Below are 24,702 nucleotides of genomic sequence, written 5' to 3'. Positions count from 1 at the left end.
TGCGCTTACCGGGCCGACAGGCGGCAGCTTACTGTGCCGCCGGTGTTTCCGTCACTTCCGGATGCGCCTCATCTGCTTCAACAGCGGCGGCAGTTGTCGGGACCATGATTTCATCCCACGTCGCCTTTAACGCCTTCATATTAAATTCCGGCTCGCCTTGCGGTTGCAGCAAAATTAATGCCATCTCCTGCGATAGCTGCTGACGTAGATTCTGATTGAGCATATCGACGGTCAGGCTGTTGAGGAAATTCTGACGCAGCTTCTGATACTGCTCCGGCGCGATATCCACCACTTGATTCTGCAGCGAGCGCATACGCTGTCCAGTCAAAATGTCAGTATCGGTACGCGCGTAGGTCGCGAACAGCTTTTGCAATTCGAGATTTTTCTGCGCCACCAGCGCAGTAAACTCCTCTTCCGACAAACCTTTATCGCGTACTTTCGCCAGTTCATTCGCCACCAGGCTCAAATTGGTATTGAGCTTATCATTAGGTGATTCAATGTTGATGGCGCACTGCGCGCGCAGGAACAGAACCCGGCAGTCAAACCCCAGACCAATATCTTTCGCGTTATTTTTAGTAAGCTCTTGCTGGATATGCCAGAACAGCGCTTCGCGCGCCAGATCCGCCTGCCAGTAGCGCAACAGCGCCGCCGATTCGCGAATCGGTTGCCACGGCGTATCCCACATAATGGAGAGACGATCCTGGCGCACCGCATCGGTCATAATGCTCACTGATTCCGCCCGCAGCGGCGAAAGCGTCGGCACCGGGGCGGGCGTTTCGCGTTTACCTTTCAGCGTACCGAACGTTTTATTGATCTGCTCGGCGACGGAGCGCGCATCAATGTTGCCGACAACAATCAGCGTCATGGCATCCGGGGTGTACCATTTTTCATAGAAAGCCTGAATTTTGGCTGCGTCTACCGGTTGCTTTAACGGTTCCGCGGGATCGTGCCCCAATAACGCCGACCCTTTCAGCCGATAACGCCACCAGCCCTCTTTAGTATCTGCTGGCCATGTCGCAACCATATCTTCGCTGCTTAACGCATGATTCACCGTCTCTGGCGTAATGGTTAATTTACCGGAGACGTTAGCCAGATAGGTCAGCGCTTCTTTCAGCAGATCGTTACGGTTATTGGGTAAACTGAGGTTATAGAGCGTGGAATCATAAGAAACAATAACGGGCGGCATGGGACGTTTCGGATCAAACCCTTGCTGCCATAAAGAACGTGCCTGTGCGGCATCCAGACCACCGCTTTGCGTCAGCGCGATACGGGGAATCGCATGGCTGAACCCGCTCTGTTGCGTACTTTCGGTGAGCGAACCGGTATTAACCTGGAGACGAACTTCAATACGATCGCTGGGGCGCTGAGGCGTAGCCAACACTTGCCACTGTAACCCATTAGCCAGCGTCCCCTGTTGCCATGCCGGATCGGGCTGGAGCGCATCTGCCTGCACATAGCCGGCAGAGGCCAACATCAACAGACTGCCCGCTAAGAGTCGAATTTTTGTGCCCTGCATGTGAACCCCTGATCAACAATCCTGGTAATAAAAAGACAGCCCCGGCAGGGATGTCTGAATATGACGTAAAAACACTTCGTGTTAGACCGCGAGAACCTAAAAATGTCACGGAAGAAGTGAAATAATCCCTAAGCATCATGCTGTATGCTTTGGGCGCAGGGGTCAATTATGCGCAAACACCCGCAGTCCTGGAAGGGACTACGGGCATAAGTGGCGAGATTAGGAGGAAATTTCGTGCGTTTTGCCATCCGGCGCACGATTATTAAGCACATCGTCCAGCTTTTGGTGATCTAACTCTTTCACCCATTTGGCAACCACCACCGTCGCCACGCCGTTACCCACCAGGTTAGTCAGCGCGCGCGCTTCGGACATAAAGCGGTCGATACCGAGGATTAACGCCAGTCCCGCAACCGGTAAATGGCCCACGGCGGAGATAGTGGCCGCCAGCACGATAAAGCCGCTTCCGGTCACGCCCGCGGCGCCTTTTGACGAGAGCAGCAACACGACCAGCAGCGTTATCTGGTGGAAGATATCCATATGGCTGTTGGTCGCCTGGGCGATAAACACCGCCGCCATCGTCAGGTAGATAGAGGTGCCATCGAGGTTGAACGAATACCCCGTCGGGATCACCAGCCCTACCACCGACTTACGGCACCCCAGTTTTTCCATCTTATCGAGCATACGCGGCAACGCTGACTCGGAAGAGGAGGTGCCGAGCACAATGAGTAATTCTTCCCGGATATAGCGAATAAATTTAAAAATGCTAAAGCCCGTTACCCGTGCAATCGTCCCCAGCACCACCACCACGAAGAGAATACAGGTGATATAGAAGCAGATAATGAGCTGCCCCAGTTGCACCAGAGAACCGACGCCGTATTTACCGATGGTGAAGGCCATCGCGCCGAATGCGCCAATCGGCGCCAGGCGCATGATCATATTGATGATGCCGAAAATGACCTGCGAAAAACTCTCAATCACATTGAAAATGAGCTGGCCTTTGCTGCCCAAACGGTGCAGCGCAAAACCAAACAACACCGCAAACAGTAAGACCTGCAGAATGTTGCCGCTGGCAAACGCGCCGATCACGCTGCCCGGTATGACATCCATCAGGAAGGCAATAATGCCCTGCTCCTTGGCTTGTGCGGCATAAACGGCCACCGCCTGCGCATCCAGCGTTGCCGGATCGACGTTCATCCCGGCGCCAGGCTGCACAACGTTGACGATGATAAGACCGATAATCAGCGCAATCGTACTGACAATTTCAAAGTAAAGCAGCGCGACCGCGCCGGTACGGCCCACCGCTTTCATGCTTTCCATGCCTGCGATGCCCGTCACGACAGTACAGAAAATGACAGGAGCGATGATCATCTTAATGAGCTTAACGAACGCGTCGCCAAGCGGTTTCATTTGTGCGCCCAGTTCAGGATAGTAATGGCCAAGGAGAATACCAATGGCGATTGCTGTCAGGACCTGAAAATAAAGACTTTTGAACAGAGAGGTTTTCATAGGGTGTCCTTGAAGTAAAAACCACAGGTCTTGTAAGGTTATGAGTAACCTGCGGCCTTAAAATAACACCCACACAACATGACAGAAATGCGCCAGGATCATAATTGAAACAAAAATGTTAAAAAGTTTGAGCTGGCTCGCACAAGCGCGACCTTTTTTAACTTTTGTAATCAGGATTTTCGTGCGACAGATACCGTTCTTCAAAGATATCCGCGGGAACGGGCCGAGCAAACAGGAAGCCTTGCGCGACGTTGACTCCAGCCTGTTCCAGCCACGCGCGTTGCGCCTCGTTCTCCACGCCCTCGGCAATCAATTGTAAATTAAGACTGCGGGCCATCAGGATAATCGCCGTCACCATACTGTGATCATCCGGTAACCCATCGACAAACATTTTATCAATTTTAAGGATATCGACCGGTAGCGACTTCATATGCTGTAACTGGCGCAGCCCCGCGTAACCCATGCCAAAATCATCCAGTGCGATACGCACGCCAGCATTACGTAACGGACGTAAGATAGCGACGGCAGCGTGCGGATCGTCGATACGGCGGCTTTCAGTGACCTCAAGAATCAGCGTACCCGGTTGAATACGATAGCGGTTTAACAATTCCAGCAGCTCCGACACCATGCCAGGGTGCATGAGCTGTAACGCGGAAAGATTGACGGAGAGCGGCAATGTCACGCCGCGCTCCTGCCAGGCAGCAAGCTGGCGACAGGACTCTTCCAGCACCCAATGGCCCACCGTGACCATCAGGCCGCAGGATTCAATGCGCTCAATCAGCCCCTCCGGTAATTCCCAGCTACCGTCCGGCTGCTGCATACGTAACAAGGCTTCGGCGCTTAATACGTTGCCGCTGCGCATCTCGACCTGCGGCTGCAGCCAAATGGCAAACTGATGATTATCCAGCGCGGTAAGGATATCGCTCTCTTCGGTAAGGCGCTGTTGAGCGGCCTCCATCTGCGCCGGGTCAAAGAACTGGATTTGATTTTTACCTTTTCGGCGCGCGGTAAACGCGGCGGAGACGGCGCGACCATAGAGCTCTTCGGCGGTCAGATCGCCATAATACATCGCAATGCCAATACTGCAGCTTGGGCGCAGTTGAATACCCTGGATGGGCAGTCGTTCATTAATGATAGTGAGTATTTGCTGACCTAATGTAATGGCGTGCCACGGCTCTTTAACGCCGTGGGCGATAATGGCGAAGTCATACCCGCTGACCTGCGTAAGCACCATGCGCGGCGCCAGCACCGACTTCAGCTTCTCAACCAGCGTCAGTAATAGAATCTCCCGCTGCGTTTCTTGCAGCACGCCTGCCGTGTCACGCAACGTTTCGCACGTCACGATGATAAGCGCGGTGGTCTGTTGGCGGGTGATAACCTGTTCCAGCAGCGCCATTAAAAAGGCTTTATTGGGCAGCTCGGAAACCGGAAAACGCATCGCATTGTCCGTTTGCTCCTCGCGTTGACGCTGCATAAGCTGCTGGTTGAGGTTATAGCTGCGCACCAGCATTCCAATTTCATCATCCTGATGCAGACGCGGCAACGCCAGCTGATGTCCGATCAGCTCCTGCTGCGGAATGTCGTTCAGCTCGCGGGCGATTTTGCGCAGCGGATGCACAATCAGGCGGTTTACGCACCAGGCGATGGCCACCGTCAGGATCAGCGATAAAAGTAAGTAAATGGTCACTAACGTAGAGAGCGCGCTCATGACGAACTTGTACATACGGTACGAATCCGCCTGCAATACAAGGTAGGCCAGCGGTTGCGGATTGGCGGGACGCTCCAGCGAATAAACCGGCAAAGAAATTTGTACCGGCAGTTCGAAGAGACGCGTCACCATAACCGGGACGGGGCGTTCAGGAATGAAGCGCTTACGCAACGCCTGGAACTGATTCGGCAATACCACATCGGCGCGACTCACCACGCCCGCAGGTTTAATACTTTCCAGAATGGTTTCCGCGCCGGGGAGATCCGCTTTTAAAATCGCGGAAGAAAGAGGTTCCCGAACAGATCGCGCGATGCTTTCCAGTTGCGTAGCCGTGTTGTAGCGGTTCTGCTGTACCAGATGGAACAACAAAACGGTGCAAAAGACAAAAACAAACACCATGACAACGGCCGCAACCATTGCCATCTGTTTAATTGTTAACGAGCGGCTGACGCGCAAATTGACTCTCCCTGGATATCCCGGACTGCCGCCTGAGTATACCCGATTGCTGCGGCATTAAGAGAGGCTGTATCTGAAAAGGACTTTTCTGAATAACGGTTAATGATAGCGTCTGATGGCGCTGCGCTTCTCAGGCCTACGACGCCTGTCAATTCGTAGGCCTGACGCAATGATTACCAGTCAGCGTAAGGCACCAGAGGCTGCGGCGGTAAATCCATATCCCCCTGCCAGCCCGCCGCGGAATAACGGACATACAGCAGCAGATGACTGGGGGTATAATCTTTCGCCTGCTGAATATCGACAGCCGTACCCACAAACCAGTTGGCAGTGACCCGGCGTTCAATGAGCGCCCGCGCGGTATAGCCAAATCCCTGGCTGCTACCGCCGCCGTTGGTCTGGTCACGCGCATCCTCCTGATAATCCGCCGGGATCAAATTCATCAGCGGATAACGCGGCATGGTACGGTTGCGGGAGTGCGACCAGGATACCGAGCCGCCCAGCTCCCACGACCAGTTTTCCGTACGCTGCCGCCACATCACCGGCACCGCAAACGACAGGTATTCCTGCGGGCTATAATAACCGCCCTGACCCAGTGAATAACCGCTCAAATCTTTGTCGTAATGCCAGATCATGTTGTTCAGCCCGACGGTAACGCGGCGGTTATTCTCGTTAATCACCTTATAGTAATAACCGGTCATCCAGCGCACGCGCCAGTTATCTTCCACATTTTTACCGCTCAACTGGTCGCCGCTGAGCGACGCCCAGACACCGTTTGCTTCGCCTTTATCATAGCTGAGACTGACGCCGCCGCCGTTGGCCCGCACGCCGCCCCATTTGGTGCCGGTATTGCTGCTGGCGTCCTTTTGCCCGCCAAACGCCAGCAGCGAACTGGAGATCGGGCGACGATGCGCGTTCAGGGTATAACCCAACGGCCCGATATCGTCGCTATAGCTGACGCCGCCGACCACATCAACGACATTAAAGCCCATCGGCGTCGTGCCGATATCCCAGCGCCAGGTCTCATTCTGCCAGCCGACCGCCACGCTCGCGCCCGTATCGGCCTGGCTACGATGTCCGCTGCATTTCTCCAGCGTACAGGTACCCCAGTTATTATCGTATTTTCCATCCGCATCCGTAGAGAAGCGGCCAACATCCATATTCACCATATCAGTACGAAAGAACGCCCGTCCGTCCGACCAGGGCGCATCCACCTGAAGCATCGTGGTATGCGCCTTCAGATCGGAGTAACCGCCAGTCCCGCTCGACCCCCAATAATCGTGCGCCAACGTGACATTGAGATCCTGCTGACGGTACAACTCCGCCGCATCGCTACGCACGCCGCGTTTTAGCCAGTCATCTTTTTCATCATTGCGCGTCAGGCGGGTAAAGGTATCGTTATCCTGGGGACGAACCGGCGTAATCGCCGCGGCGACCATTGCCTCTTTGTAGGTCTCCAACGCCCGCTGCGGCTCGCCCGTTTGCGCCTGAAAAGCGGCGGCGTCACGCAATACCATTGCGCTTTCCATTGATGGCGGCTGTGCTTTTGCCTGCGGCGTAATGCGGTTGAAGGTCCGCGCTGCCGCCGTGATATCGCCAAGCTGGAGCTGCGCCAGCGCGACGCGGCGCTGCATGTTAATAGAGGTGATTTGCGACGCAGGCAGCGCCGCCAGCTGAGCGCGCGCCGCAGCGTTATCGCCCTGTGCGATGTCGATTTCCACCCGCCCCAGCATGGCATCGACATTACCCGGTTCCCGCGCCAGAACGGCGTCATAAGCGGCGCGGGCCGCCGCATTATCGCCACGCTGCTGCGCCCAGTCCGCCAACGTTAACGCAATGCGCGTAGAGGGCGGCTGCTGACGTAACAACGCTTCCGCTTCGCGTTCTTTGCCGCTATCGCGCAAGCGGTTAGCGCTTTCCAGCACCTGGTTACTTTGCAATCGGCCCGCCAGTTCCTGAATATTGCTGTTCCATTGGCTGGTCGGTAGGGTATTGAGATGCGCCAGCGCCGCCCGGTCCCGATCGCTGCCGGAAAGATAAAGTCCATAAGCATAGACCTGTTCCGGATCGTTTGGCTTCTGCTGCGCCAGAGAGCGCATTTGCGCATCGGCCTGGGCGTGCTGCCCGGCCTGCCACAGATCGCGTGACAGTCGGTACGTCACCCACACGCTCCCCGGATCTAATGCCAGCCGACGACGGTGCAGTTCTGCGGCCTGCGCCCATTTGCCCTCGCTTTCCAGCGTTTCCGCCTGCTGCGCCAGACGGTCATTTTCCAGACTGCGTTCGATATCGTCGATACTGCGCCGCTGGCTGGCGGAAAGAGAAGCGATAAACGCGGCGGCTTTTTGCGGCGACTGCTGGCGATAAAGATTCGCCAGCCCGCGTACAGCATTGGTATTACCGCTATCCATACGCAGCGTCTGCTGATAATAACGTTCGGCGGCGGCATTATCTTTGCGCGCCATCGCCACATCCCCCAGCCCCAGCACCGCGTAGCTGTCGGTGTTATCCACCGCTCGCGCCTGCTGATAGAAACGCTCCGCCTGGGCCAGATTATTCGCTTTTAAGGCCGCGTCGCCCTGCTGAATTAACAGCCAGTAGCGATTGACCTTCAGCAGACTCTCCCACTTATCGCGGCTGCTGCTGTGCGGCGCCATCGCCAGCGCCTTTTCAAACTGCGCGACGGCGCGGGCGCGATCGCCACGCTGTGAGTATGCCTGCCCCAGCGCGCCGACCGCCTCGCTGTCGTCCTGCCGGGCGCTCACCGCCTGCTGCAATTGCGCAATGGCCTTACCGCCTTCTCCGGCATTAACCGCCGCGATGCCCTGCGAGCGCGCGCGGAACGCCGGATCGGCTAACTGTTTTTGCTGCTCGCTAAGCTGGGCGCGGGCGGCAGACACGCTATCGCCTTCGCTAAACTGCGTCAGATAGTCTTGCAACGCTTTTACGCTGGCGTCGCTAACCGGGAGATCTTTTATCTGCTGGTACCAGATGGCGGAGGCCGCGCTGCGTCCCGTACTGGATTTCGCCATCTGTTTTAGCACCGCGAATCCCTCATCGCGCCGCCCACTGGCGAACAACAGTTGCGCCAGCGCATTTTGCAGAGCGTTATTACCCGGACTGACGGCATTGATTTTCTGTAGCTGGTTAATCGCTTCGTGACGGCGGGCGGGCAATTTCGCTACGGTCGTCCAGTATTCGACCGCCAGTTCGTCCTCCGGCGGATAACCTTTAAACAGCTTGTCGTAGCTGGCGATCGCTTGTTCAGTATGGCCGGTCGTCGCCAGTAAACGCGCCTCCTGCAAAGACTGGCGTCCTTGCGGCGTGGAGAGCAGCATCGCGGTGCGGGAAGATTGATACGCCGTCGACTCCGGCGCCAGTTGCGCCAGCCGGTCAAGTAGCTTCTGCGCCCCGTCGCTATCCCCCTGGCGCAACAGATAGCGGAAACGGGCGGCGATAACCTGTGGATCATTGGGGTCGATCAGCTCCAGGCGATAGAGCGACTGACGGACTAAGTCCTCACGGTGCGTGGCCTCGCCCAGCCGAACCTGCTCCAGCAACTGTTGCTGCGCGGAGGTCGCTGCGCCGGCAAGCGGTGTTAGCGCCATACCAAGCGATAAACCCAACAATGCCCGAGAAACGCCTCTTTTGCCAGGTAAGGCGTTTCGACCGCCAGCCGGCAAAAAAGCGTGCATGAGACTTAACGTGAACTTACGCATTCCTGGCCCCAGTCAGGTAATAATTCACCTTTGACGGTGAAGCGAAAACGGTGCTGATCCCAGCCTTGTCCAAAGAGAGTCAGCACATAGTTGTAATAGGCATCGCTGCCAGGAAAATGGTCTGCGACCCGCTGTCGCTGCACGGCCTGGGCGTCGCGATTTTGCAGGAAAGGCAGTAAGGCGGCGGAAAACCCGACCGGCCCCGTCCCTTGCGCATTCCCGCTGACGACATCCACTTTCTCCGGTGGAACGCCGTTTTTCATCGTTAACGTCGCCATCGGTTTAAATCGCGCCAGTAAACGCGCTTTTTGCGGATCGCCATCATGCATCATTCCCGCCCATAAATAGACGCGAATCGCATCGTAGCTACTGATCAGCGTCTTTTCCGCTTTCAACTGCCAGCCTTGCTTGCTTTCATAACGCACCCAGTCCGGCGAGAAACCTTTCGGCGCGGTTTCCAGCAAAAGCCGCAAATTGGTTTCCCGTAGCGTCGACCACGGCGCGCCAAAACGGCTAAAGTATTGCGCCAACTGCGGCGGCAGATAGCTTGGGTTAAAACGCCAGCTATTCGCCTCGGCAAAGCCGATTTTGCCAGGTAGCAGCATTGAGCCCAGCCCCGGCACATTCACGACCTCTTCGCGGGCGATGCGTTTTAGCAACGCCGTGCCCACCTCGGTATAACGCGTCTCTTTCCACAGACGACCGGCCTCCAGCAGCGACCATGCCATCCAGATATCGCCGTCGGACGCGGAGTTGCTGTCCAGCACCGACCAGGTGTCGGGATCTTTTTGTCCCCACAGCCAGGCGGGCAGATGTTCACGCAGCGATCCCTGCGCCAGATTGTTTTGCGTCCAGTTAAACAGTTGCGCGAACGCCGGTCGATCGTTCGCCGCCAGGGCAAAGAACATGGCGTAGCTTTGCCCTTCGGAGGTGGTAATTTTTCGCGCATCGCCCGGATCGATAACGCGTCCCTGCTGGCTAATGTAATCTTTCTTGAACTGTTCCCACGCAGGCCAGCTACAGGCTGCCTGCGCATTTATTGCCGTCAGCATGACGAGCATCGTTATCCATCCGCGCAGCATAGTCATCATGCGTTACTCATGGTCAGGGTCGAGACGACGGCGACTGAGAATACGTAGCAGACGCCACAATACCCACGCCAGTAATACCACACTGAGGGCCGCCAGTACCGCCAGCAGCACCGGGTGATTCGCCAGCGCATACCACAGCCGCTCAAACCACGGCAGATGTCCGACGTAATAGATATCGCCAACGCGCAGACTGTGAACGCCGGACTCGCGGATCACCGCCACGGAACCAAACATCGCGGCGCGTTTACCGCTGTCGTTCACAGCGTCGTTCAGTAGCTGGTAGCCGCGCGGGCTGTCAGCCAGCAGAGCAATCACGCTGCGCTGATCATTAAACGGCGACTGGAAGCCCACCACTGCCGCCATCGGGCCGCTGGCGGTGACGGTGGACTGCGCATCCGCCGCGCGATCGGCCTCATCCGGCATAATCGACGGGAAAGCGGTCTGCCGCATCGGGGTTTTTACCCAGCTTTGTGTCGCCTGCACCAACAGATCGATACGCTTATCGTCTTTTAGCTTGCCCGGAATAGCGCCAATAATCAGCAGATCGGCGTCTTTGTCGGCTATCTGAGCGCTATCATCGGTGATGGTCAGATTAATTGCCGGGAAACCGGTCTGCCCGCCAATGGCGCCGACCGTATTCAGCAGCGTTTCCATTTGCGCTTCGGTTGGGGTCTTCGGCATCACCGCCAGCGTGTCAGACAAGTCGGCCATCCGGCTGAACGGGAAACCCGCATTGGCGAACGCGCGTAAATCCGGCATCGCGATAAAGTGGTAATATTTCGAAAAATCGATAGTGGAGTCATCCCCTATCACCACATGATTCGGTACCGGCTGGAAGGTAATACAGTTGTCCACCGACCCGCCCGGCATCGGGTTCATGTAGCGGAAGTCAAAACGTAGTTGGTTCATCGCCCCCAGTTTGAGCGCCGGAATAGACACATCCGTTTTACCATCCAGCAGTCCCTGAAGTACCGGCAGGCGCAACAGGAGTCGATTAGTTTCCTGCGTGCTGTTAAGGCTAAAGGCTTGCAGGAACTGGTTATTCAGACTGATATCCAGCCGTGAACTGTCTTTGGTCGGCGGCGAGGTATAACGGTAGTTGAGATCCATATCAATACCGTTGCTACGCAGCAAATAGAGGTCCGGCGGCAGATTCAAAGAAACGTTGATGGGCGCCGGCTCCAGCCCACTCGACTGGAGCTGCTCTTCATAGGTTTTCAGCTCGCCAAAAGTGACCGGGCGATCGGTACGCACCCAGTTCGGCGCATCATACGGTTTGCGCGCCAGCAGCGGTTTTACATCGTTAACCACCACGCTGGAACCACGAAAGAGAATATTCCCTTGCGCGATACCTTTTGCCGCCTGCAACAGGTCTTTATCATCTCGACCAAACACGACCAGCAACTTCACATACGGATTATCCGGATGGCTCATCATCTCGATAACCGGCGCGTTAACCGCAGGATGATCGCGTAGGAAATCGGGGCGTCGATCGTTGGTGGCGAACACGATCGCATTGCGATCCGGCAGGTGATTATACAACACCGGGAAGCGCTGACCGCGCCAGCCCGCCCGCGAGCCAAACCAGGACGCGACAATAGAAGCCGCCTGCTGCTGCGCCAGATCAGGCATATCAGCAAACACTATCGGCAACGTCACCGGACGGTTATCCCGCGGATCAAAAAACGGCACCGGGAAGTGGGACAGATCGTTATTCACCGCCAGCATGTTATAGGTCAGATCCAGGGCGCTATTTCGCCCGATGTCTAACCACAGAGTACTGCTGGCCGGGTTTTCACACACGTCGCGATAGTGGCCGACAAACTCCAGCCGCACCCGGTTAAAGTCGGTGATAAATAGCGGATTGATAGGTACCTGCGCCAGCGTCTTTTTCCCCAACTGCTCTTTTGTCACCGGCAGTACGCCCATCAGTTCATCATTGAGATAAACCTTGAGCTGCGACTGAACCGGCAGGAGCGACGGCGAGGGCGTATATTCCAGATTCAGCACCGCTTTCGACGCCACTTCATCGCTGCGCATACCAAATTCAATGCCGCCGTTAGGGTTAACGCCACGCAGCGCCATACTACCCGGCGGCGGCGCGATTTGCGCAAAGGTCAGCTTGACCTCGCGCGAAGGCGCGGTTTGCGCCACGACGGGCGCCTCAGTTGCGGGCGACGGCGCAGGCTCGGTGGGTTCAGCATTGATCAATGGCGGCGTAGCAGGCGCCGCCGCCGTCATGAAAGCAGGAAACGCGCTTAATCCTATTACCGCCGCACACATCCAGGACAATTTTCTTTTCATCGCATTATCATCATTGTTGAGCCTGAGCCATAACCCGATCCGACGGCTGTATCGCCGCTTGCCGCTCCGGGCGACGCGGAATAAACGATACAATCCAGGCAATTAACGCCGTCAACGATCGGAAAATTACTTTTACTGAAGGCGGCGCGAATTCCGCGAGGTGGCGATATCCGCGGAAGCCCAGCTTCAGAATATCCAGCAAGCTTTCCAGCGGTTTATCTTCCGGGAAGCTATCTTGCCAAAGCGCCCACGTATCGGCGCGCGCGAAGGTACACTGCACAAAATCAATATGTTGTTTGGTGGTGAGCGGCATCAGTTGCAGCCCAACCTCATTGCCCGTTACGCGCACCACCTGCGTTGGAAAGACATATTCCTGCTGCCCGCGTTTAAGCAACAGATTCACTTTCTGCCCTTCCAACACCTGCGCCTGACCGTTGATCTTGATGCCTAACCCGCCGTCGGAGAAGTCATGTACGGTACAGGAGAACAAATGTCCATCTTCGCGGGCGATGGCCCCCGGCATGGCAATCTCGACCCGATGCGCGCGCCTGACCTGTTTACTCTCTACCGAAACCGCAACCGCGCCGCCGAGAATGACCAGGTTATAGAAGACCCACACCAGGCTAACGATGACGGTCAGCGTTTCATTTTCCGGCCCGTAATAGTATCGCCATACGCCCGCCGCCACGCCGAGCAGGTTAAGCAAGACAAGGAAGATATACGGACGCGAGATTACCCAGTCGACGTACTTCTCTTCCACCAGCCCGCCTTTCGCCGTGACGTTAAATTTCCCTTTGTGCGGATTGATCAACGCGACCAGAGTCGGCGGTGCGATATACCATGCCAGTACCGTTTCATAGATTTCACTCCAGAAAGAGTGACGATACTTGCCCTGAATCTTCGAGTTAGTCAGGCTGGCGTGGACCATGTGCGGTATCACAAATAGCGCAATCATCAACGCAGGCGCATAAATGATATAGGCGTGCAGCAGCAGAAAAGCCAGCGGCGCGGTCAGAAAGATCAGGCGCGGAATGCCGGACAAGAAATGGAACATCGCGTTGAGGTAGCACAGCCGCTGCGCCAGTTTTAAGCCTTTACCAAACAGAGGGTTATCGAGGCGGAAAATTTGCACCATGCCCCGCGCCCAACGAATACGCTGCCCGATATGCGCCGACAGGCTTTCCGTCGCCAGCCCCGCCGCCTGCGGAATGCGCATATACGCTGAGGTATAACCTCGCCGGTGCAGCCGGAGCGATGTATGCGCATCTTCCGTCACCGTCTCAACGGCGATACCGCCAATCTCATCCAGCGGCTTACGGCGAATCACCGCGCACGATCCGCAAAAGAAAGTGGCATCCCACATATCGTTACCGTCCTGCACCAGTCCGTAAAACAGCGTGCCTTCGTTAGGCGTTTTACGAAAACGTCCCAGGTTGCGCTCAAACGGGTCCGGGGAGAAGAAATGATGCGGCGTCTGCATCATCGCCAGCTGTTTTTCTTTCAGGAACCAGCCCATTGTCATTTGCAGAAACGAGCGTGTCGGCACATGGTCGCAATCGAAGATCGCCACAAACTCGCCTTTCGCGTGTTTTAGCGCATTGTTGATGTTGCCGGCTTTGGCATGTTCGTGCGTGGCGCGGGCAATGTAATGCACGCCAACATGTCGGGCAAACTGACGAAATGATTCGCGCCCGCCGTCATCAAGGATCCAGATATTCAGCTTGTCCTTCGGCCAGTCAATGCCAAGCGAAGCGTAAATGGTATTTTTGACCACATTAAGGTCTTCGTTATAGGTCGGTACAAAAATATCCACCGTCGGCCACTGCGACATCTCTTTCGGCAACGGCACCGGTTGACGATTTAACGGCCACACCACCTGGAAGTACCCCAGCACCAGCACAATCCAGGCGTAGGTTTCCGCAAACAGCAGAATCAGCCCGCACACCAGACTGACCGGGTCGTCCCAATTTAGCGTCGAGGTATAGCGCCACCAGATATAACGACAGGAGACCGTTAGCGACAGCACGATGAGCATCAGCGCGGAAAAGCGTCCCGGCATACGTCGTACCAACAGCGCAACGCCCCACAGCAACAGCAGAAAGATAAATTGCGATAGCGGGTTAAATGGCTGCGTAATACAGATCAGCGCCAGTATCAGTGAAAAAGTCACGATAACGCCCAGAATAAAACGCCGGGCGCCGTTGCTAAGATGTCCCAGCTCTTTTTCCTTTTCCAGATGCGTTGTCTTTTGGCGCACCCGTTCCGGTAAGGTATCCATCCATTGATGGTAACGTCCACGAACGTCCTTCAGGCGCGCAAATGACCGCCAGCGCGGTTCATGACGTTCTTTAGTCGACGAGATCATCACCAGCCAGAGGGTCTGAATGAGGTAACGGGCCGGGTCCAGCGGGCGCGGGCGGGCGGCGTTAATATGCGGATAAAGCGCTTTATGCCCGTCGCGAATACGCTGCCAGCGCGGATGCTCAAGCGGAAACACTATCCACGCCAGAATCGTCCACAGGCAGCCGAGCGCTGCGCTAAACGGCGACGCGCCGTGGCGGCGGTAACCCTGATAGCGCTCGCTCAAGCGCGCGCTAACCGGCGGGATAAGCAGCCACCGGGAAAGGGCGCTCATCGCAGGCTCCCGGCGGACGTTTTGTCGCCCGCATCATGCAGCAGGCACCAGTTCGCCAGCGTTAACACCTCTTCGGCGGCTAACGAATCGCTGCGATATTCGCCTAACGGCTGTTTCGACGCCATGCACTCCGCCATCGCCTCATCGCGATGGATCACAATGGGCAGCAACCGGCGCTGGCTTTGCAGCCAGACCTGGTACAGATCGTCCTGTAACTGGCTGCCAATGCGTAAGTCATTGATCAGAATATGCGCCCCGGCAGGCAACGCCTGCTGATGAAGGCGAATATGGCAGTTAGCGTCAACCTGGGCTATCGCCAGCGTATGGTCGCAGAGGCTCACCAGCTGCCCTGTCAGCGGTGACGCGCCGTAGGGCAAGTCCAGTAAAATCCAGCTATAACGCCCGCTCGCTTTCAGCGCCTGGATAGCCGATCCGATCTCTCCCAGCGTCTCCTGCCAGGCCTGCGGATTTTCCCGCTCTTGCGCGGTGAGCTGTCCAAACGGCAGTAGATCAAGCTGTGAGGTATAACGTAATCCGGCATCGCGCCAGTCCTGGCCGTCCAGCAACGATCGCGCCCAACCGCCCTGATGGACGAAGTCGACGTTAAACGACATGCGCAGCAGGTTATCGGGGCTGGCGTCAATCACCAGGACATTTTCCCCTAAGATTTGTAACGCCCAGGCGAGTGCTGCGGTGAGAGATGTGGTTCCCACCCCGCCGCGCACGCCCTGCAGTCCCAGAATCGCCATTCATGGCTTCCTTAATGAATGTGGTTGCGCAAATTCAGCCAGGAGTGGCCATCTTTTAATCGCCGCCGCCAACTGTTCGCGTTGGGAAATATCGGTGTAATCTATTTCGGGTAGTGAAAACGCCTGGCTTAATGCCAGAAAATCATTTTGAAAAGTGTAGCCCAACGTTGGATCAGACTGAGCGCCAGGTTCATTGTTATACATTCTGGTTGCTCCTTTTTAAATATTTCTCACTGGCAGCATTACGCCCCGTCGTCAATACGGGAGAACGCGCATTTTTCATCTTTCCGTGACATCATTTATAATGTGTAAAAATGCAAAGCGCAGAGTTACAGGGCATCCTGCCGGACAAATTGATTCACATGCTAAATCTGATGCGTTTTAATTTCAATGTTAGGTTTATTTCTGTGCTTTCGCTAGTAAACTGATAAACAGTTAAAATAGTGACATGAGGGACACTGTGGACCCCGTATTTTCTCTCGGCATCTCATCATTATGGGATGAACTGCGCCATATGCCAACCGGCGGCGTCTGGTGGGTTAACGCCGATCGCCAGCAAGATGCCATCAGCCTGGTGAATCAAACGATTGCGTCACAAACGGAGAATGCAAATGTCGCCGTCATCGGCATGGAAGGCGATCCTGGCAAAGTAATCAAATTAGATGAATCTCACGGTCCGGAGAAAATCCGCTTATTTACCATGCCGGATTCAGAAAAAGGGCTATACTCTTTGCCCCACGATTTGCTTTGTTCTGTTAACCCGACGCATTACTTTTTCATTCTTATTTGTGCAAATAACACGTGGCGGAATATAACGTCAGAAAGCCTGCATAAATGGCTGGAAAAAATGAATAAATGGACTCGTTTTCATCACTGTTCATTGTTGGTTATTAACCCTTGTAATAATAGCGATAAACAGTCCTCGTTGTTGATGGGCGAGTATCGCTCACTTTTTGGCCTCGCCAGTTTACGTTTTCAGGGCGACCAACATTTGTTCGATATTGCCTTCTGGTGTAACGAAAAAGGCGTCAGCGCCCGACAGCAGTTATTGCTGTGTCAGCAGGACGAACGCTGGACGCTATCCCATCAGGAGGAGACGGCAATTCAGCCGCGTAGCGACGAAAAACGCATTCTTAGCCACGTCGCCGTCCTTGAAGGCGCGCCGCCGCTCTCGGAACACTGGACGCTTTTCGACAATAACGAAGCGCTATTCAACGACGCGCGCACGGCGCAGGCCGCGACAATTATTTTTTCGCTTACACAGAACAACCAAATCGAGCCGCTTGCTCGTCGCATTCATACTTTGCGGCGCCAGCGGGGAAGCGCGCTGAAAATTGTCGTGCGCGAAAATATCGCCAGTTTGCGCGCCACCGATGAGCGCCTGCTGCTGGGCTGCGGCGCGAATATGATCATTCCCTGGAACGCCCCGCTTTCACGCTGCCTGACGCTTATTGAAAGCGTGCAGGGGCAGCAGTTCAGCCGTTACGTACCGGAAGACATCACCACGCTACTGTCGATGACGCAGCCGTTGAAACTGCGCGGTTTTCAGCCGTGGGATACCTTCTGCGATGCCATCCATACGATGATGAGCAACACCCTGCTCCCCGCCGACGGGAAAGGCGTTCTGGTCGCGCTGCGCCCGGTGCCGGGCATTCGGGTTGAGCAGGCGTTAACATTATGTCGGCCAAACCGAACCGGCGACATTATGACCATCGGCGGCAACCGTCTGGTGCTGTTTTTATCATTCTGCCGGGTCAACGATCTGGATACCGCGTTAAACCATATTTTCCCTTTGCCGACGGGCGATATTTTCTCTAATCGTATGGTCTGGTTCGAAGATAAACAAATCAGCGCCGAGCTGGTGCAGATGCGCTTATTGTCGCCGGAACTGTGGGGAACGCCGCTACCGCTGGCAAAACGCGCCGACCCGGTAATAAATGCCGAACACGATGGCCGCATCTGGCGTCGTATTCCTGAACCCCTGCGATTGCTCGACGACACCGCGGAGCGTGCATCATGATGACCATCAGCGATATCGTGCAAATTATTCTTTTTTGCGCGCTGATTTTCTTTCCGCTGGGGTATCTGGCGCGCCATTCGCTACGCCGTATCAGTGATACGACCCGGCTGCTATTTGCCAAACCTCGTTATGTAAAACCAGCCGGAACTCTGCGCCGCGCTACGAAAGTCAAGGCAGACAAAAAATGACTCAGCATACTCAAACTCCTTCAATGCCTTCTCCGCTCTGGCAGTACTGGCGCGGTCTTTCCGGCTGGAACTTCTATTTTCTGGTCAAGTTTGGCCTGCTGTGGGCAGGCTATCTGAATTTTCATCCTTTACTGAATCTGGTATTCATGGCGTTTCTGCTCATGCCAATACCAAAGTATCGCCTTCACCGATTGCGCCACTGGATTGCCATTCCCGTCGGCTTCGCGCTGTTCTGGCATGATACCTGGCTGCCCGGCCCGCAAAGCATTATGAGCCAGGGGACGCAGGTGGCGGAATTCAGCTCCGGTTATCTGCTCGATCTGATCGCCCGTTTTATTAACTGGCAAATGATCGGCGCCATCTTCGTACTGCTGGTTGCCTGGCTATTTTTATCACAGTGGATTCGGGTCACGGTGTTTGTGGTCGCCATCATGGTATGGCTGAATGTCCTGACATTAACCGGCCCAGTTTTTACGCTGTGGCCGGCAGGCCAGCCAACCGATACGGTGACGACGACTGGCGGTAATGCGGCCGCTACCGTCGCGACAGCGGGCGATAAGCCGGTCATCGGCGATATGCCTGCGCAAACCGCGCCGCCGACGACCGCGAATCTGAACGCCTGGTTGAACACCTTCTATGCCGCGGAAGAAAAGCGGAAAACGACGTTCCCGGCGCAGCTTCCGCCTGATGCGCAGCCGTTCGACCTATTGGTCATCAATATTTGTTCGCTCTCCTGGTCGGATGTCGAAGCGGCAGGCCTGATGTCACATCCGCTATGGTCGCACTTTGACATTTTGTTTAAACACTTTAATTCCGGCACGTCTTACAGCGGCCCGGCGGCCATTCGTCTGCTGCGCGCCAGCTGTGGTCAACCTTCGCACACCCGACTTTATCAACCAGCCGATAACGAATGTTATCTGTTTGATAATCTGGCGAAACTGGGCTTTACTCAGCATCTGATGATGGATCATAACGGTGAATTTGGCGGCTTCCTGAAAGAAGTTCGCGAAAACGGCGGTATGCAGAGCGAACTGATGAACCAGTCCGGCCTGCCAACCGCCCTGCTGTCATTCGACGGCTCGCCGGTATATGACGATCTGGCGGTCCTGAACCGCTGGTTGACAGGGGAAGAACGTGAAGCCAATTCCCGCTCCGCGACTTTCTTTAACCTGCTGCCGCTGCACGATGGCAACCACTTCCCTGGCGTCAGCAAAACGGCGGATTATAAAATCCGCGCGCAGAAACTGTTCGATGAACTGGACGCCTTCTTTACCGAACTGGAGAAATCCGGGCGTAAGGTGATGGTGGTGGTCGTACCGGAGCACGGCGGTGCGCTGAAGGGCGACAGAATGCAGATCTCAGGCCTGCGCGATATTCCCAGCCCCTCCATCACCAACGTCCCGGCGGGCGTGAAATTTTTTGGCATGAAAGCCCCGCATGAGGGCGCGCCGATTGATATTAACCAGCCGAGCAGCTACCTGGCTATTTCCGAACTGGTCGTACGCGCCGTGGACGGTAAGCTCTTTACCGAAGACAGTGTGAACTGGAACAAGCTGACCAGCAATCTGCCGCAAACCGCGCCGGTTTCAGAAAACGCTAATGCGGTGGTGATTCAGTACCAGGGTAAGCCATACGTTCGTCTGAATGGCGGCGACTGGGTGCCTTACCCGCAGTAAACCGAAAAAGGCCGCAAGGTTTCCCCTGCGGCCTGGTTCGGGCGCATGTTGCCATTACGGCGGACAGACGCTCAAAACGCATTACTTCCTGTCACGTAGCCAGTTGACGATCACACTGGCGATAATGCCAGCAATGATCGGCGCCGCCAGATCGTGCCAGAAGGCCACGCCCAACTGCGTAAGCGTCATATAGCCGCCTTGTTGCAATGGCAACCGTTCGCGGCTATCCTTGATGTGTTGAGGTTCAAGTTAGCCCCCGTCAGGTTGCCAGGTTTATACCAGTCAACGTGCGGGGGTTTTCTCTATCCAGCAACCTATGCCGCCGGGGATCAAGCCCCCGCAACATTGCGCCTCACCGGGTAAACCCGGCTTGCTGCTGATATTACGGCAAAATCTCCGTCCCGGCACGGCGCTAACGTGCAATCTGCGTAACGCTTCGCAGACGATTACTTTTATTTGCCAGAATACATTCAGCATTTCTGAGGCTGGCAGTCAGCCGCTCAATTCTGTAAATTATGCCTCCTCGCGGCCAGTCCCGGTGATACCGAAACCCTCGTTCAGCATCCTGCGTCTATGACATATTCGCCTGTTGCGCCAGAGGAATGGCTAAAAGCAGGTATTACCGACGAACTTATCCGTCTTTCAGCGGGACCTGAAGATCCCGACGATATTATTCATGACCTTGAACGCGCCAGCAGAAAAGCAGCATTCTGACGATTGCTCGGCGAACCGCTGTCACCGGTTTGCCGCATCGGGTATCAAGGCACTATAGCCTGGTTATAGGCAGCATTCTTTATGAGAGAGCTGCGTATATTTTGGGCAGGGGGCTCTATGCAGGACGACACATTACCATTAAATAACAGTAACGCTACGACCACACCGCTTTCAACGAGATTACCGTTTACAAAATATGATTTTGGCTGGGTGCTCTTGTGTATCGGTATGGCGATCGGCGCCGGTACCGTCTTAATGCCAGTGCAAATCGGTCTCAAGGGGATCTGGGTATTTATTACCGCTTTTATCATCGCCTATCCCGCTACCTATATTGTGCAGGATATTTATCTAAAAACGTTATCTGAAAGCGAAACCTGTGACGATTATACCGATATTATCAGTCACTATCTTGGCAAAAACTGGGGCGTTTTTCTCGGTGTAATCTATTTTCTTATGATTATCCACGGAGTGTTTATTTACTCCCTGTCGGTGGTGTTTGATAGCGCCTCCTATATCAAAACCTTCGGCCTTACTGAGGCCGATCTTTCACAGTCTATTATCTATAAAGTCGCGATTTTCGCCGTGCTGGTGGCGATTGCCTCCGGCGGGGAAAAGTTATTATTTAAAATTTCCGGACCGATGGTGGTGGTAAAAGTCGGGATCATTCTGATATTCGGTTTCGCGATGATCCCACACTGGAATCTTGATAATATTTCCGCCTTTCCCGCCGCATCGGTTTTCTTTCGCGACGTACTGCTCACTATCCCATTTTGCTTCTTTTCTGCGGTCTTCATTCAGGTGCTAAACCCAATGAACATCGCCTATCGTAAGCGCGAGCCTGACCGTGTGCTGGCCACCCGGATGGCGATTCGCACGCATCGCATTAGCTATATTACGCTGATTGCCATTATTCTCTTTTTCTCGTTCTCGTTTACCTTTTCGATTAGTCATGAAGAGGCGGTATCAGCATTCGAGCAGAATATTTCCGCCCTTGCGCTGGCAGCTCAGGTAATCCCTGGCCATATCATCCACATTACCTCTACCATCCTCAATATTTTTGCCGTACTTACCGCGTTCTTTGGTATTTATTTAGGTTTTCACGAAGCGCTTAAAGGTATTGTGCTGAATGTATTGAGTCGTATTATGGATGTCAAAAACGTCAACCCACTGTTACTGACATCTGGAATCTGTGTCTTTATCGTGGTTACTCTGGTTATTTGGGTTTCGTTTCGCGTCTCAGTATTGGTCTTTTTCCAGTTAGGCAGTCCGCTTTATGGCATTGTCGCGTGTATTATTCCCTTTTTCCTGATTTATAAAGTAGCGCAACTGGAAAAATTACGCGGCCTGAAAACCTGGCTTATTCTGTTATATGGAATATTGTTGTGCCTGTCGCCGTTATTAAAATTGATTGAATAAGTCGTACCGGAGAGCCATGTCCGGTGGCGCTACGCTTACCAGGCCTACAGGTACGGTGTAGGCTTGATAAGGCGCAGCCGCCATCCGGCATAAAACGCAATTAACTCAGCGGTTTCTGCGGATTTTCATCCTGATCGACGGCAAAGCAGGCCACCAACTGGCCGTCGTACTCTTTAAGCTGCGGCTGTAACTGCGTGCAGGGTCCGAAGCGACGGCTGCAGCGGGCGTTGAAGGCGCAGCCCGGCGGCGGGTTCAGCGGGCTCGGCAACTCGCCGGTCAGCTTAATCCGCTCACGGCGATCGTCCGGATTCAGCCGCGGCGTGGCGGAGAGTAACGCCTGGGTATAGGGATGACGTGGATTGTTAAAAATCTGCTCTTTGGTCCCTTTCTCCACGCAGCGGCCTAAATACATGACCATCACTTCATCGGCGATGTGTTCCACCACCGACAGGTCGTGCGAGATAAAGACATAAGACAGCCCCAACTCCTGTTGCAAATCCATCATCAGGTTCAGCACCTGGGCGCGCACCGACACGTCGAGCGCGGAGACCGGTTCGTCGGCAATTACTACGTCCGGATCAAGCATCAGACCGCGGGCGATAGCGATACGCTGACGCTGGCCGCCGGAGAACATATGCGGATAGCGGTCGTAGTGCTCGGTTTTCAGCCCCACCTTCGCCATCATCGCCAGCGCTTTTTCACGACGCTGCGCTTTACTCAGGCTGGTATTGATCAGCAACGGCTCTTCCAGAATTTGCCCCACTTTCTTGCGTGGGTTCAGGGAACCGTAGGGGTTCTGAAACACAATCTGAATTTTCTGCCGCCGCAGTTTCTGCGCGTGCGGATCGTGTTTGAGCAGATCCTGCCCCTGGTAATAAAGCTCGCCGCCGGTTGGCGTTTCAATCATCGTCAGCAGGCGGCCCAGTGTGGATTTTCCACAACCGGACTCCCCCACTACGGCCAGCGTTTTACCGCGTTCGAGATTAAACGACACGCCATCCAGCGCTTTTACCAGCCGTTCCGGAGAAAAGATCCCCTTCTTCACCGGATAGTGTTTTTTCAGGTCGATAGCCCGCAACAGCGGCTGTTGCAAGGTGGCCTCATGCGTACTCATAGTGTGGGCCTCCCGGCATCATCGAGTGGGTAATGACATTTTGACTGACGTCCATCGTCCAGTTGGTTGAGAGCAGGTTCTTCCGCACGGCATCTGTCCGTGGCGTAGGGGCAGCGCGGGTTAAGCAGACAACCCGTCGGTCGGTCATATTTCCCCGGCACCACGCCCGGCAGCGACGCCAGACGCGCTTTATCTTGCGCAAACTCCGGTAACGCACGTAGCAATGCCTGGGTATACGGATGACGCGGCGCGCGGAAAATATCCTGCGCAGCGCCTGTTTCGACGACCTGCCCGGCGTACATGACGATAATTTTGTGCGCCGCTTCCGCCACCAGCGCCAGGTCATGGGTAATCAGCACCAGCGCCATGTTCTCTTTTTGCTGCAACTCCAGCAGCAGTTCAATGATTTGCGCCTGAATGGTCACATCCAGCGCCGTGGTCGGTTCATCAGCAATTAACAGCTTTGGTCGACAGGCTATTGCCATCGCAATCATCACGCGCTGACTCATGCCGCCAGAAAGCTGGTGCGGATAGACATCCAGACGAGAAGCCGGATCGGGAATGCCCACCTGGTTCAACAGGTCAATCGCTCGCTGACGACGGGTTTTCTTGTTCCCGCCCTGATGTACCTTGATGGCTTCCATAATCTGAAAGCCAACGGTATAGCAAGGATTGAGGCTGGTCATCGGGTCCTGGAAAATCATCGCCACTTCAGCGCCCACCAGGTTGCGACGTTCCTTCTCGGAAATGCGCTTCAGATCCTGTCCGTTAAAGAGCAGGTTTTCCGCCATCACGCGGCCTGGGTAATCGATAAGCCCCATAATCGCCAGCGAGCTGACGGATTTGCCGGAACCAGACTCGCCGACAATACCGACCACCTCACCCTGCTTCACGCTGTAGCTAATGCGGTCGACGGCTTTGAACGGTGTCCCTTCGTCGCCGAAGTGCACCGATAATTGATCTACATTTAATAACGCCATCTCGAACCTCTTACTGCTTCAGTTTGGGATCGAGCGCGTCACGCAGACCGTCACCCATCAGGTTAAATGCCAGTACCGTCAGCAGAATCGCCAGCCCCGGGAAGGTCACCACCCACCAGGCGCTTTGCGCGAACTGCAATACGTCAGAGAGCATGGTGCCCCATTCCGGCGTAGGCGGCTGTGCGCCCATGCCAAGAAAGCCGAGGGCGGCCATATCGAGAATGGCGTTAGAGAAACCGAGCGATGCCTGAACAATCAGCGGCGCAAGGCAGTTCGGGAAAATATTGACGAACATCTGACGCATCGCGCCTGCGCCCGCCACGCGGGAGGCAGTCACATAATCGCGGTTCACCTCTACCAGAACCGCCGCGCGGGTTAAGCGGACATAGTGCGGCAGCGCCACAAACGTCAACGCCAGCGCAGCGTTGCCGATGGAGGGGCCGAAGATCGCTACCAGCACCAGCGCCAGCAGCAGGCTCGGCAGGGCCAGCATAATATCGACCACGCGCATGATGATGTTATCGACCAGACCGCCGAAGTAGCCCGCGACCAGGCCGAGAATAATCCCCATTACCAGCGACAGGACGACCACCAGACAGCCGACCAGCAGTGACAAACGCGCGCCATACATCAGGCGCGAGAGGACATCGCGACCAACATCATCCGTTCCCAGAATATGCGCCCAACTGCCGCCTTCCTGCCAGACCGGCGGTGCCAGCAGCGCATCGCGGAACTGCTCTGCCGGGTTGTACGGCGCAATAAAGTTGGCAAACACCGCAATCAGGATCACGATGAGAACATACGCCAGCCCGACGACCGCGCCTTTATTGCGTTTGAAATAGTGCCAGAACTCCCGCAATGGCGTCATGGGCGCCGGTGCGGCATTAACATTATTTTCAGTAACCTGTGACAT

The 24,702-nt window shown here is 55.3% G+C and carries 17 protein-coding genes and 1 pseudogene; 5 read left to right on the top strand and 13 right to left on the bottom strand.

Features of this window, described 5'->3' with window-relative positions; all coding sequences use genetic code 11:
* Window positions 1-28: 28 nt before the first annotated feature.
* The 9 genes from K8W53_RS01135 to bcsR all read right to left on the bottom strand — a co-directional run bounded on the left by K8W53_RS01135 (window position 29) and on the right by bcsR (window position 15,885).
* The gene (locus tag K8W53_RS01135; RefSeq protein ID WP_001163182.1) at window positions 29-1,516 is read right to left on the bottom strand and encodes a M16 family metallopeptidase; all 1,488 of its coding nucleotides are present in this window, start codon (window positions 1,514-1,516) and stop codon (window positions 29-31) included.
* A 219-nt stretch (window positions 1,517-1,735) separates the two neighbouring features.
* Window positions 1,736-3,022, bottom strand: a complete 1,287-nt coding sequence (dctA, locus tag K8W53_RS01130) for a C4-dicarboxylate transporter DctC (protein ID WP_000858228.1) — start codon at window positions 3,020-3,022, stop codon at window positions 1,736-1,738.
* 157 nt (window positions 3,023-3,179) lie between these two features.
* Entirely contained in the window at window positions 3,180-5,186 is a 2,007-nt protein-coding gene (hmsP, locus tag K8W53_RS01125; RefSeq protein ID WP_001266362.1) for a biofilm formation regulator HmsP, read from the bottom strand.
* Between the two features lie 173 nt (window positions 5,187-5,359).
* Window positions 5,360-8,902, bottom strand: coding sequence for a cellulose synthase complex outer membrane protein BcsC (gene bcsC, locus K8W53_RS01120; RefSeq protein ID WP_023225079.1), 3,543 nt, complete (start codon window positions 8,900-8,902; stop codon window positions 5,360-5,362).
* Window positions 8,884-9,993: a cellulose synthase complex periplasmic endoglucanase BcsZ gene (gene bcsZ, locus K8W53_RS01115; protein WP_000988811.1), complete on the bottom strand. Its 1,110-nt coding sequence runs from the start codon at window positions 9,991-9,993 to the stop codon at window positions 8,884-8,886. Before bcsZ ends, bcsC begins: the two co-directional genes overlap by 19 nt.
* A 3-nt stretch (window positions 9,994-9,996) precedes the next feature.
* Window positions 9,997-12,297 (bottom strand): cellulose biosynthesis cyclic di-GMP-binding regulatory protein BcsB, encoded by a 2,301-nt coding sequence (gene bcsB, locus K8W53_RS01110; protein ID WP_000823812.1) that lies wholly within the window; start codon window positions 12,295-12,297, stop codon window positions 9,997-9,999.
* 10 nt (window positions 12,298-12,307) lie between these two features.
* Window positions 12,308-14,932, bottom strand: a complete 2,625-nt coding sequence (gene bcsA / locus K8W53_RS01105; protein ID WP_001275342.1) for a UDP-forming cellulose synthase catalytic subunit — start codon at window positions 14,930-14,932, stop codon at window positions 12,308-12,310.
* Window positions 14,929-15,681 (bottom strand): cellulose biosynthesis protein BcsQ, encoded by a 753-nt coding sequence (gene bcsQ, locus K8W53_RS01100; protein ID WP_000996115.1) that lies wholly within the window; start codon window positions 15,679-15,681, stop codon window positions 14,929-14,931. Before bcsQ ends, bcsA begins: the two co-directional genes overlap by 4 nt.
* Window positions 15,682-15,885, bottom strand: a complete 204-nt coding sequence (bcsR, locus tag K8W53_RS01095; RefSeq protein WP_000282616.1) for a cellulose biosynthesis protein BcsR — start codon at window positions 15,883-15,885, stop codon at window positions 15,682-15,684.
* 244 nt (window positions 15,886-16,129) lie between these two features.
* On the opposite strand from bcsR, the gene bcsE reads away from it, so the two are divergent.
* From bcsE to bcsG, 3 genes are read left to right on the top strand one after another with little or no spacing between them, the layout of a single operon-like run.
* A complete protein-coding gene (bcsE, locus tag K8W53_RS01090) occupies window positions 16,130-17,701 on the top strand; it encodes a cellulose biosynthesis c-di-GMP-binding protein BcsE (RefSeq protein WP_001205771.1) in 1,572 nt (523 codons plus the stop codon).
* Complete coding sequence (gene bcsF / locus K8W53_RS01085; protein WP_000988321.1) at window positions 17,698-17,889, top strand: cellulose biosynthesis protein BcsF; 192 nt, start codon at window positions 17,698-17,700, stop codon at window positions 17,887-17,889. The genes bcsE and bcsF overlap by 4 nt, the downstream gene beginning before the upstream one ends.
* Window positions 17,886-19,565: a cellulose biosynthesis protein BcsG gene (gene bcsG / locus K8W53_RS01080; protein WP_000192022.1), complete on the top strand. Its 1,680-nt coding sequence runs from the start codon at window positions 17,886-17,888 to the stop codon at window positions 19,563-19,565. The genes bcsF and bcsG overlap by 4 nt, the downstream gene beginning before the upstream one ends.
* Window positions 19,566-19,646: 81 nt before the next feature.
* Here bcsG and K8W53_RS01075 read toward each other — a convergent pair whose 3' ends face one another.
* On the bottom strand, window positions 19,647-19,754 hold the full coding sequence (locus K8W53_RS01075; RefSeq protein WP_001537650.1) for a type I toxin-antitoxin system toxin Ldr family protein: 108 nt from the start codon (window positions 19,752-19,754) through the stop codon (window positions 19,647-19,649).
* Between the two features lie 372 nt (window positions 19,755-20,126).
* Between K8W53_RS01075 and K8W53_RS01070 the strand changes: the two are divergent.
* Together K8W53_RS01070 and K8W53_RS01065 are read left to right on the top strand one after the other, a co-directional pair.
* Window positions 20,127-20,279, top strand: a pseudogene (locus tag K8W53_RS01070) (PLP-dependent transferase); the annotation flags it as partial.
* Between the two features lie 117 nt (window positions 20,280-20,396).
* Window positions 20,397-21,695, top strand: a complete 1,299-nt coding sequence (locus tag K8W53_RS01065; RefSeq protein WP_001150175.1) for an aromatic amino acid transport family protein — start codon at window positions 20,397-20,399, stop codon at window positions 21,693-21,695.
* 100 nt (window positions 21,696-21,795) lie between these two features.
* Here the strand turns inward: K8W53_RS01065 and dppF are convergent, their stop codons facing one another.
* From dppF to dppC, 3 genes are read right to left on the bottom strand one after another with little or no spacing between them, the layout of a single operon-like run.
* Window positions 21,796-22,809: a dipeptide ABC transporter ATP-binding subunit DppF gene (gene dppF / locus K8W53_RS01060; RefSeq protein ID WP_023202873.1), complete on the bottom strand. Its 1,014-nt coding sequence runs from the start codon at window positions 22,807-22,809 to the stop codon at window positions 21,796-21,798.
* Complete coding sequence (gene dppD, locus K8W53_RS01055; protein ID WP_001196509.1) at window positions 22,806-23,789, bottom strand: dipeptide ABC transporter ATP-binding protein; 984 nt, start codon at window positions 23,787-23,789, stop codon at window positions 22,806-22,808. Before dppD ends, dppF begins: the two co-directional genes overlap by 4 nt.
* A gap of 10 nt (window positions 23,790-23,799) precedes the next feature.
* Window positions 23,800-24,702: a dipeptide ABC transporter permease DppC gene (gene dppC / locus K8W53_RS01050; RefSeq protein ID WP_000084690.1), complete on the bottom strand. Its 903-nt coding sequence runs from the start codon at window positions 24,700-24,702 to the stop codon at window positions 23,800-23,802.

The sequence above is a fragment of the Salmonella sp. A29-2 genome (assembly GCF_020150755.1).
Classification (GTDB): Bacteria; Pseudomonadota; Gammaproteobacteria; order Enterobacterales; family Enterobacteriaceae; genus Salmonella; species Salmonella enterica.
Note: the sequence above shows the minus strand (reverse complement) of the source record. Positions and strands in the feature narration are given on the sequence as shown.

Coding starts and splice junctions, on each gene's coding strand:
- K8W53_RS01135 (WP_001163182.1), bottom strand. CDS start 1,516: ATGCAGGGCACAAAAATTCGACTCTTAGCGGGCAGTCTGTTGATGTTG.
- dctA (WP_000858228.1), bottom strand. CDS start 3,022: ATGAAAACCTCTCTGTTCAAAAGTCTTTATTTTCAGGTCCTGACAGCA.
- bcsC (WP_023225079.1), bottom strand. CDS start 8,902: ATGCGTAAGTTCACGTTAAGTCTCATGCACGCTTTTTTGCCGGCTGGC.
- bcsZ (WP_000988811.1), bottom strand. CDS start 9,993: ATGATGACTATGCTGCGCGGATGGATAACGATGCTCGTCATGCTGACG.
- bcsB (WP_000823812.1), bottom strand. CDS start 12,297: ATGAAAAGAAAATTGTCCTGGATGTGTGCGGCGGTAATAGGATTAAGC.
- bcsA (WP_001275342.1), bottom strand. CDS start 14,932: ATGAGCGCCCTTTCCCGGTGGCTGCTTATCCCGCCGGTTAGCGCGCGC.
- bcsQ (WP_000996115.1), bottom strand. CDS start 15,681: ATGGCGATTCTGGGACTGCAGGGCGTGCGCGGCGGGGTGGGAACCACA.
- bcsR (WP_000282616.1), bottom strand. CDS start 15,885: ATGTATAACAATGAACCTGGCGCTCAGTCTGATCCAACGTTGGGCTAC.
- bcsE (WP_001205771.1), top strand. CDS start 16,130: ATGAGGGACACTGTGGACCCCGTATTTTCTCTCGGCATCTCATCATTA.
- bcsF (WP_000988321.1), top strand. CDS start 17,698: ATGATGACCATCAGCGATATCGTGCAAATTATTCTTTTTTGCGCGCTG.
- bcsG (WP_000192022.1), top strand. CDS start 17,886: ATGACTCAGCATACTCAAACTCCTTCAATGCCTTCTCCGCTCTGGCAG.
- K8W53_RS01075 (WP_001537650.1), bottom strand. CDS start 19,754: ATGACGCTTACGCAGTTGGGCGTGGCCTTCTGGCACGATCTGGCGGCG.
- K8W53_RS01065 (WP_001150175.1), top strand. CDS start 20,397: ATGCAGGACGACACATTACCATTAAATAACAGTAACGCTACGACCACA.
- dppF (WP_023202873.1), bottom strand. CDS start 22,809: ATGAGTACGCATGAGGCCACCTTGCAACAGCCGCTGTTGCGGGCTATC.
- dppD (WP_001196509.1), bottom strand. CDS start 23,789: ATGGCGTTATTAAATGTAGATCAATTATCGGTGCACTTCGGCGACGAA.
- dppC (WP_000084690.1), bottom strand. CDS start 24,702: ATGTCACAGGTTACTGAAAATAATGTTAATGCCGCACCGGCGCCCATG.